This is a genomic window from Geminicoccus harenae (assembly GCF_019800005.1).
Taxonomy (GTDB): Bacteria; Pseudomonadota; Alphaproteobacteria; order Geminicoccales; family Geminicoccaceae; genus Geminicoccus; species Geminicoccus harenae.
The window spans coordinates 1-8,787 of sequence record NZ_JABGCL010000071.1 but is presented as its reverse complement, the minus strand read 5'-3'; the positions used below and the strand labels follow the sequence as shown (position 1 = coordinate 8,787).

Here is an 8,787-nt window from a genome sequence, read left to right as displayed (position 1 = left end):
CGAAGACATCAACGACGCCTTCGACCTCATGCACCAGGGCAAGTCGATCCGATCCGTGGTCGTTTATTGAGGGGCGCGCGGCACCTGATCGCTCCCCCGTTGCGGGGCCAGCGATCGGGTCGCCGCGGCCAGCTCTTCCGAGGCTCCTAGCCGGCCTGGCCCTGGGCCTCCTGGATCGCCTGCATGCAGCCGGCCTCGTCGCCTGCGGCAAGCGCCGCCTGGGCCCGCTGCAGCGCATCGCCGTGGCTGCCGCCGCCGGCCGCGGCCGCCTCGGCGGCGGTGTCGCCGCCCTGCTGCTGCGCCTCGGCGTCCTGCTGCGACATGGCGGCACCCTGGGTGGCGCCACCGGTGCCTTCCAGCGGCATGTCGCCGCCATCCTTGGCGATCGCGCCGTCCGGGCTGGGAGCAGCCTGCTCGGCAGCGCCGGCAGAAGCCGTGCCGGCCCCTTCCAGAGGCGCGGTACTGCCGTCCTTCGAGATGCCACCGCCATGGCCGGAAAGCTTCGCGATCTCGCCGGCGCAGTCCGCCTGTGCCGCTGCGGCACCGGCAAAGACCATGCAGCCGGCAAGCATCAAGACTTGAGCGTTCATCGCTGGTCGTCCTCCTTGGCCGTCCACCGACAACGCGAGAGTGCCGCCCCCGTTCCCTTTCCTGGCTGCCGGTACTTGACGACCCGCGGGTGAAACCGACTATTGCCACGGGTTAGGCAGCCGGCAATCAGGCGAACGAACGCATCGGGGAGCGGCTGCGCCAAAGGTCGGGCAACTGGGAGCGACCAGTGCTGAGGAGGCTCATCGTGTCGGCCGTGCTGCCGGCATTGCTGCTGTTCGGGCAGGCGGTACCGGCCGCGGAGCCGGCAGAGGTAGGGATCGGCTATCTGTTCAGCGAGCGTGGCCTGGAGCCTTTGGCCCTGGCCGAGGTGCCGGCCGAGAATGACGGCCGGGCCGGCGCCGAGCTCGCGATCGAGGACAACAACACGACCGGCCAGTTCCTGAACCAGCACTTCACGCTGGAGGTGGCCGAGCTGGCGGACGGCGCCGACCTGGCAGCGGCGGTCGGCGAGCTGGCCCGGCAGGGCATTGCCTATGTTGTGGCCGACCTGGCGGCCGACGAGCTGCTGGCCGTGGCGGATGCCGCCCGGGGGGCCGGCATCACCGTGTTCAACATCGGCGCGCCCGATGACCGGCTGCGCGAGGCCGACTGCCGGGCGAACGTGATCCACGTGGCGCCGACCCGCTCGATGCTGGCCGACGGGCTGGCCCAGTACCTGGTCTGGAAGCAGTGGCGCCGCTGGCTGCTGGTCGAGGGCTCGCATCCCGAGGACAAGCTGCTGGCCGACGCCTATCGCCGCGCCGCGACCCGGTTCGGCGCTGAGATCGTCGAGGAGCGCCAGATCGAGGACACGGGCGGGGCACGCCAGACCGACAGCGGGGTCGTGCAGATCCAGAGCCGGATCCCGGTCCTGACCCAGGAAGCGCCGGACTATGACGTGCTGGTGGCTGCGGACGAGAGCGAGGTGTTCGCCGCCCATCTGCCCTACCGCACCTGGGATGCCCGGCCGGTCGCGGGCTCCGCCGGGCTGATGCCGACGAGCTGGAGCCCGGCGCATGGTCAGTGGGGGGCCCTGCAGATGCAGAGCCGGTTCGGCAAGCGCTTCTCCCGGCCGATGACCGAGCGCGACATGCTGGCCTGGACGGCGGTGCGCCTGGTGGGCGAGGCGACGTCGCGCACCAACTCGACGGAGCCCGCCAAGATCGACGCCTTCCTGAAGGGGCCGGAGCTGGGCCTGGGCGCCTACAAGGGGCAGAAGCTCACCCTGCGCCCCTGGAACCTGCAGGTCCGCCAGCCGATCCTGCTGACCGATGGCCGGGTGATCGTCTCGGTGTCGCCGCAGCAGGGCTTCCTCCACGAGGTGTCCGAGCTGGACACGCTGGGGATCGACCAGCCGGAAACCGCCTGCCGGCTGCCATGAACGACGAGATCTTGGGAGGAAGACGGACGATGCGGATTGCGGCCATCCTGTTGGGCAGTGCCCTGCCCTTCCTGCCGATGCTGCCGGCCTCGGCGTTCACTGCGTATGTGTCGAACGAGGGCAGCAACACCGTCACCGTGTTCGACACCGACACGTTCGAGGTGACCGCGACCATCCCGGTCGGCCAGCGTCCGCGCGGCATCCAGCTCACCAAGGACGGCAAGCACCTGCTGGTCGCGGTAGGCGACGACGACACGATCGAGATCGTCGATACCGCCACCCACGAGATCGTGGGCACCCTGCCGTCCGGCCCGGACCCGGAGCTGTTCACGCTGAGCCCGGACGGCAACCTCGTTTATATCGCGAACGAGGACGACAACATGGTGACCATCGTCGACCTGGCCGAGCGCGCGCCGGTCGGCGAGGTGCAGGTGGGGGTGGAGCCGGAAGGCATGGGGATCAGCCCGGACGGCAAGATCCTGGTGAATACCTCCGAAACCACCAACATGGCGCATTTCATCGATACCGAGACCCACGAGATCGTCGCCAACGTGCTGGTCGACTCCCGGCCGCGCATCGCCGAGTTCAAGCAGGACGGCTCGGAGGTCTGGGTGTCCGCGGAGATCGGCGGCACGGTCAGCGTGATCGACCCGGCCACCAAGGAGATCAAGAAGAAGATCACCTTCGAGATCCCGGGCCTGCGTGCGGAATCGATCCAGCCGGTGGGCGTGCGCATCACCAAGGACGGCACCAAGGCCTATGTGGCGCTGGGCCCGGCCAACCGCATCGCCGTGATCGACGCCAATACCCACGAGGTGGAGGACTATCTCCTGGTGGGCCAGCGGGTCTGGCAGCTCTCCTTCACCCCGGACGAGAAGTACCTGCTGGGCACCAACGGCGTGTCCAACGACGTGTCGGTGGTCGACGTCGAATCCGGCAAGGTGGTCAACACGGTCCAGGTCGGCGAGCTGCCCTGGGGGGTCACGGTATCCGAGAACTGACCGCCGACCCGGCCGACCCTGCCCTGGCCGCACCGGCGCCGGCCCCACCGGCATTGGCCATCGAGGAGGTGGCCTATGCCTATGGCCGGCGCCAGGCGCTGGACCGGGTGAGCTTCACGATCCCGCCCGGGCGCTTCGCGGTCCTGCTGGGCCTGAACGGGGCCGGCAAGAGCACGCTGTTCCAGCTGATCACCCGGCTGTTCGCGACCCGGCAGGGGACCATCCGCATCTTCGGCCACGACGTGCTGCGCGAGGCCGGCGCCGCCCTGCGCCGCCTGGGCGTGGTGTTCCAGGCGCGCACGCTCGACCTGGACCTGACCGTCCGGCAGAACCTGGCCTACCATGCCGCCCTGCACGGCATCGGCCGCAGCGCGGCCAAGATGAGGGCTGCCGAGGTGCTGGCGCGGGTCGACCTCGCCGGACGGGTATCGGAGCGCGCACGCAACCTGTCCGGCGGGCAGATGCGGCGCCTGGAGATCGCCCGGGCGCTGCTGCACCAGCCGAGGCTCATCCTGCTGGACGAGCCCACCGTCGGCCTGGACATTGCGGCCCGCGCCGACATCCTGGCCCATGTGCGGGACCTCGTCGCCAATGACGGCGTGGCGGTGCTCTGGGCGACCCATCTGGTCGACGAGATCGCACAGGACGACCAGGTCCTGGTGCTGCACCAGGGCCGCCTGCTGGCGGACGGGCGGCTCGACGCCCTGCTCGCCAGCACAGGCGCCGGCGATGCGGAAACCGCCTTTCGCCGGCTGATCGAGCGGCCGGGGGCCGTGCCATGAGCCCGGAGACGTCCAGGCGCGAGGCGGGCTTTCCGCTCAGCGCCTACCTGATCTGCCTGCAGGGCATCGTCGGCCGCGAGCTGCTGCGCTTTTTGCACCAGCGCGAGCGGTTCGTGGCGGCTTTGGTGCGCCCGCTGGTCTGGCTGTTCATCTTCGCCGCGGGCTTTCGCCAGGTGCTGGGCGTGTCGATCATCCCGCCCTACACCGTCTACGTGCTCTACGAGGTCTACATCACGCCCGGGCTGCTCGCGATGATCCAGCTCTTCAACGGCATGCAGTCCTCGATGTCGATGGTCTATGACCGCGAGACCGGCAGCATGCGCACCCTGCTGGTGAGCCCCCTGCCCCGCTGGTTCCTCCTCTCGTCCAAGCTCTGGGCGGGCACCCTGGTCTCGGTGGTGCAGGCCTATGCCTTTTTGGCGATCGCCTGGTTCTGGGGGATCGAGCCGCCGCTTTGGGGCTATCTCGCGGTGCTGCCGGCCCTGTTCCTGTCCGGGCTGATGCTGGGGGCGCTCGGCATGCTGCTGTCCTCGCTGGTCCGGCAGCTCGAGAATTTCGCAGGCGTGATGAACTTCCTGATCTTCCCGATGTTCTTCGCCTCCTCGGCCCTCTACCCGCTCTGGCGGGTGCGCGAGTCGAGCCCGCTTCTGTACCGGATCTGCGAGCTGAACCCGTTCACCTATGCGGTCGAGCTGATCCGCTTCGCCCTTTACCTGCGGGTCGAGCCGGTCGCCCTGGCCGTGGTCTTTGGCTGCACCGTCCTGTTCATGGTGGGCGCGGTGCTGGCCTATGATCCGGCCCGCGGCTTCCTGGCCCGGCAGCAGCACGACGCTGGAGGACATCCATGAGGCTTTCCGTGCCCCTTCCCGGTCTGGCGGTGCTGGGGCTGGCGGCCGCCCTGTTGGCACCCGCCCCCCTCCGCGCCGCCACCCAGCCGGACGCGCCGGACTGGCCCTGCGTGCAGCGGCTGGTGCCCGAGCTGTCGGCCGGCACGGTCTGGCAGGGCCCGCCGATCGACCAGGCGCTGGACGAGTGGCGTACCGATCCGGAGGTGGTGGAACTGGTCAACGAGATTGCCCCGCGCCGCGTGCCGGTCGAGACTGCCGAGGCGACGGCCGCCCGCTTCATCACCGCCGATCCGGCCGAACAGGAAAAGCGGGCCAGCCTGCTGTTCGCCGGCCTGTTCGACACGCTGAACCAGGAGCGCGGCGAGGTCATCGCCGGGCTGGAGCGCCTGACCAGGCGGCAGCGCGAGTTCGTACGGGCGATCGAGGCGGACGCGGCCAGGCTGCGCACCCTGCAAAAGGACCCCGACGCCGAGCCTGCGGCCGTGCAGGAGCTCACGAACCGGGTCACCTGGCAGACCCGGATCTTCGAGGAGCGACGCCGGACGATCCGCTATGTCTGCGAGGTGCCGGTGCAGATCGAGAAGCGCCTGTTCGTCCTGGGCCGCGCCATGCAGGGGGCATTGCAGCAGGACGGTTCCGACTAACCTCTTGATCTGACCTTGTTATTCCGGCGCTCGGGTTCGTTCGTGCAAAAACGCCCTGCCTGTCCCGGCGTGGACCCTCTGCCGGTGCTCTGGACAAGCCAGCATAGCACGAACGCGGCCGGCCGGCTGCCTCGTCAGTCGTCAGCGGGCGGCCAGCCCGGCTGCGGCTGGACCGGGACGGCGTCGTGGAACTCCTGCCAGCCGTCGATCCCGGCGGGCAGCCAGTGCACCTTGCGATAGCCGGCCTCGACCAGGCGCTTGCCGAGGTTCCAGCTCCCCCAGCAGCTCGGCTTGCAGAACGTGACCAGCACGGTGTCCTTGTCGCCCTTCGCCAGCTCGTCGATCCTGCCCAGCAGGGCCTGGGCCTGCTCCGGCGAAAGGTCGCCGCCACCGCCGCCCGGGAACCAGACGGCACCCGGGATGGAGCGGTGCACCGGCTTCCAGAGCGTGTCCTCCGGCAGATTGTCCGGCCGGCGCGCGGCCTTGCCGACATCGATCAGCAGCACCTGCCCTTCCAGCAGAAGCTCCAGGGCCGGCACGTCGATGACCGTCGCCCCCTGGAGCGTAGCCGGGGTCTCGCCGACCATCGGCCCGGTCCACAGGCCCGGCGGCTCGGCGACCGCGGCCATGGCCGGCAGCGTGGCGGCGATGACCGGCAGGCCGGCCAGCAGGACGACTGCCCAGCACCGCAGGAGGGTGGCGGCCGTCACTGGGTGTGCGCCGGGATCGGGAAGGATTCCTGCCAGCTTGCGCCGTCTGAATCGGTGGCGAGCACGGTGAACGCGTCCGCCTCGCCCGGGCGGTAGGCAAAGCCGATCGCCGGGTCGCTCGAAAGCGAGATGTCGCCGGCCAGCTCCAGCACGGTCTGGCCGCCCTGGCTGATCCGGACCAGGTCGAGATAGCGTGCCGGGGTGTAGGTGCGGGTGAGCTGGTTCATCTGCATGCCGCTGAAGTTCGGGTGGCGGATCAGCAGCGTGGCCTCACCCTGCGTGTCCGGCCCGGCGGGGCGCAGCTTCATCTCCCCCATGCCCTGCATGGCGACCTCGTCGCTGACGCCGATCGGGGCCGAGCAGCCGCCCGATGCCTTCACGAAGGCGACGGTGCCATGGAGCTGGCCGTCTTTGGTCTCGGCCACCGCATGGACATTGGTGTAGCCGTCGATCCGCACCCGCAGGCGCAGCACCGCCGGGTCGCCGGCCGGGCCGAAGCTGGCCTTCGCGGCATAGGGCGAGGGATTGTCGTCGATCACCAGATGGACGGCGGCGATGCGGTCGCGATGCTCGGGGGCGATCCGGATCGTGAGCGGCACCAGGGCCGCGTCCAGGGCGCGCGCCGGTGCTTCCAGCGTGATCAGCCCGGCACCGTCTTCGACCGGGCGCTCGCCGAAGATCGACTGGCGCAGATCCTGCCAGCGCTCCTCCCGCTCGCTGTCGGTGCCGCCCGCGGCCAGCACCGGACTGGCGATCGCCAGGAGCGGGGCCAGCACCAGGCCGGCGCACACCACCCTGCGGTTCTGGTTCATTCCCATTCCAGCTCCTTGTAGGCCTGGGTGACGTTGCGGCCGTGATAGTCGTCGAACAGGGCCCAATGGTCGCGCTCGGTCATCGCCACGGTGCTGATCGCCTCCTCCATGGTCCGGCCGGCGGCCAGGGCCGCGCGGGTCTCGTCCCGCAAGATAGTAAGATAGTGCGCGAGCGGGCCGATCGCCCGGTCCAGTTCGACGATGGCGGGCCCATGGCCCGGCACCGCCCGCATTGCACCGGTGGCACGCAGCCGGTCCAAAGCCGCCAGCCAGCCGGACAGGCTGCCGTCCAGCGACGGTGCGCGGCCGACGAACAGGAGGTCGGCCGGGAACAGGAGGCCGCTCGTTTCGTCCAGCATGACGAGGTCGCAGTCGCTGTGCGCCGTCGCATAGGCGACCAGCCGGATGCGCCGATTGCCCAGGTCGAGCACCGTCTCTTCCTCGCCCACGGCCAGGGTCGGCGGGACGACCAGGCCGGCCGCAGCGTCGCCCAGGAGGTCGGCGAGCTGGCGCTGGTAATATTCGCCGCGGGCGGCGAGTGCCGCGCCCAGGCGGTAGTGGCCCAGGATCTCGGGCACGTCCTGGAGGAATGCGCCGGCGCCGAAGCAGTGGTCGGGATGAACATGGCTCATCACGACATGGCGGATCGGCCGGTCGGTGTGCCGGCGGATCTCCGCACGCAGCCATTGCCCGTCCGCGAGGCTGCCGCCGGGATCGGTCACCAGCACCGCGTCGTCGCCGATGATGCAGCCGATATTGGCGATGCCGTTCGCGTTGGCGGCACTGGCCTCCTCGTCGGGCCCGCGGCGCACGAGTACGCCCGGGGCCACCTCGACCAAGCCCGCCGACACGGCGGCCGCCGTGCCCGCAGCCAGGCAGCCGCACAGGCAGATACCGGCCTGGAGCAGCCTGCGCCGTGCCATGCCATACTGCAGCACCCGACTTCCTCCCCTGGCTTCCCGCTCCTTGCGCGGCGCGGGCCCAGTACCCGATCGGCTGGGAGCCTAACGGAAAGGCCGAGGCCCGGCCAGCAGCCCCGGTTCAGCCCAGCAGGGGCACGCCGACGGTGCCCGCGGCCTGGCGGAGCTGCCGGTCGAAGGAGGCGAGCGGCAGGTTGTGGCGCAGGGCCAGTTCCAGATAGGTCGCGTCATAGACGGTGAGGCCCTGGCCGGCGGCCAGCTCGAGCACGTCCCCCCAGACGGACCGGGCGGCACAGGGCTCGACCTGCACGGGCAGCTCGCGCAGGGTCGCCAGCGCCTGGCGGCGTTCAGCCAGCGTGATGCGTCCGCGGCGCTCGGCCATCAGCAGGACGTTGGCCACCTCCAGGAGCCACAGATCCGGCACCAGAGCGCCCTCGCTGCTTACCAGGTCGAGCAGGCGGTCGGCGCGTTCGTCATCCTCGCCGGGCAGGACCCAGGCGAGCGCTGCCGAGCTGTCCAGGACGCAGGCGCTCACCGGCGGCCTTCGTCCCGCCAGGCGCGCAATTCCTCGGCGGCGATCGTCTGGCCGCGGGCGGCGATGGCGGCCCGCAGGGCCCGTAGCTTGGCTGCCGCCTGGCCGGCAGTGTCGGCACCAGGTGCGGGTATCAGCCGGGCGATCGGCCGGCCCCGCCGCGTGATGGTGACGGGCCGGCCCTGCTCGACCTGATCGAGCAGGGCGCTCAACCGGTTCTTGGCTTCGAAGACGCTGACCTGGTCCATGATCTGGCTAGCTGTGATGGCTAGCCAGCAAGATAGGCTTGGGCCGCCGGCTGGGCAAGCGGGCCGTCATCACCCTGAGTATCTGGTAGCTACCAGATAGCTATCTGGCGTCTGGTTGAAGTGCCCCTGCCCTTCCGGCTGGTCCCGTCAGGAGGGGGCGCTGACCTTGCCCCCTGAAATGCCTTCGGTCTGAAGCTAGGGTCCGTCGATCAGGAGACGGACGATGAAGAAGAGCCGGTTCAGCGAAGAGCAGATCATCGGGATCCTGAAGGAGGGTCAGGCCGGGCTGCCGGTTGCCGAGATCTGCCGGAAGCACGG

General features: G+C 70.1%; 12 protein-coding genes. 6 read left to right on the top strand and 6 right to left on the bottom strand.

The genetic code is table 11. The features are described from left to right. Window positions 1-146: 146 nt before the first annotated feature. Complete coding sequence (locus HLA95_RS26110) at window positions 147-590, bottom strand: hypothetical protein (RefSeq protein WP_222185003.1); 444 nt, start codon at window positions 588-590, stop codon at window positions 147-149. A 203-nt stretch (window positions 591-793) separates the two neighbouring features. Here HLA95_RS26110 and HLA95_RS26105 point away from each other — a divergent pair, with 203 nt between their 5' ends. Genes HLA95_RS26105 through HLA95_RS26085 form a run of 5 tightly spaced genes read left to right on the top strand, consistent with a single transcriptional unit; the run spans window position 794 to window position 5,247 of the window. Beyond that, a complete protein-coding gene (locus HLA95_RS26105) occupies window positions 794-1,972 on the top strand; it encodes an ABC transporter substrate-binding protein (RefSeq protein WP_322100171.1) in 1,179 nt (392 codons plus the stop codon). Between the two features lie 29 nt (window positions 1,973-2,001). After that, window positions 2,002-2,973, top strand: coding sequence for a PQQ-dependent catabolism-associated beta-propeller protein (locus HLA95_RS26100; protein WP_191060968.1), 972 nt, complete (start codon window positions 2,002-2,004; stop codon window positions 2,971-2,973). A 53-nt stretch (window positions 2,974-3,026) separates the two neighbouring features. After that, on the top strand, window positions 3,027-3,755 hold the full coding sequence (locus HLA95_RS26095; RefSeq protein WP_223861634.1) for an ABC transporter ATP-binding protein: 729 nt from the start codon (window positions 3,027-3,029) through the stop codon (window positions 3,753-3,755). Next, on the top strand, window positions 3,752-4,603 hold the full coding sequence (locus HLA95_RS26090; protein WP_191060967.1) for an ABC transporter permease: 852 nt from the start codon (window positions 3,752-3,754) through the stop codon (window positions 4,601-4,603). The genes HLA95_RS26095 and HLA95_RS26090 overlap by 4 nt, the downstream gene beginning before the upstream one ends. After that, the gene (locus HLA95_RS26085; RefSeq protein ID WP_222185001.1) at window positions 4,600-5,247 is read left to right on the top strand and encodes a hypothetical protein; all 648 of its coding nucleotides are present in this window, start codon (window positions 4,600-4,602) and stop codon (window positions 5,245-5,247) included. The genes HLA95_RS26090 and HLA95_RS26085 overlap by 4 nt, the downstream gene beginning before the upstream one ends. Before the next feature lie 134 nt (window positions 5,248-5,381). Here HLA95_RS26085 and HLA95_RS26080 read toward each other — a convergent pair whose 3' ends face one another. The 5 genes from HLA95_RS26080 to HLA95_RS26060 all read right to left on the bottom strand — a co-directional run bounded on the left by HLA95_RS26080 (window position 5,382) and on the right by HLA95_RS26060 (window position 8,469). After that, on the bottom strand, window positions 5,382-5,957 hold the full coding sequence (locus HLA95_RS26080) for a rhodanese-like domain-containing protein (protein ID WP_222184999.1): 576 nt from the start codon (window positions 5,955-5,957) through the stop codon (window positions 5,382-5,384). Continuing rightward, window positions 5,954-6,769, bottom strand: a complete 816-nt coding sequence (locus HLA95_RS26075; RefSeq protein WP_191061165.1) for a quinoprotein dehydrogenase-associated SoxYZ-like carrier — start codon at window positions 6,767-6,769, stop codon at window positions 5,954-5,956. The genes HLA95_RS26080 and HLA95_RS26075 overlap by 4 nt, the downstream gene beginning before the upstream one ends. Continuing rightward, complete coding sequence (locus HLA95_RS26070; RefSeq protein ID WP_370467534.1) at window positions 6,766-7,704, bottom strand: quinoprotein relay system zinc metallohydrolase 2; 939 nt, start codon at window positions 7,702-7,704, stop codon at window positions 6,766-6,768. Before HLA95_RS26070 ends, HLA95_RS26075 begins: the two co-directional genes overlap by 4 nt. A gap of 106 nt (window positions 7,705-7,810) precedes the next feature. After that, window positions 7,811-8,224: a type II toxin-antitoxin system VapC family toxin gene (locus HLA95_RS26065; RefSeq protein WP_191061164.1), complete on the bottom strand. Its 414-nt coding sequence runs from the start codon at window positions 8,222-8,224 to the stop codon at window positions 7,811-7,813. Then, window positions 8,221-8,469 carry a type II toxin-antitoxin system Phd/YefM family antitoxin gene (locus HLA95_RS26060; RefSeq protein WP_191061163.1) on the bottom strand — a complete coding sequence of 83 codons (249 nt, stop codon included), beginning with the start codon at window positions 8,467-8,469 and terminating at the stop codon, window positions 8,221-8,223. Before HLA95_RS26060 ends, HLA95_RS26065 begins: the two co-directional genes overlap by 4 nt. Before the next feature lie 223 nt (window positions 8,470-8,692). Here HLA95_RS26060 and HLA95_RS26055 point away from each other — a divergent pair. Then, window positions 8,693-8,787 (top strand): transposase (locus HLA95_RS26055; protein ID WP_222183311.1); only part of this gene is annotated, 95 nt, incomplete at its 3' end.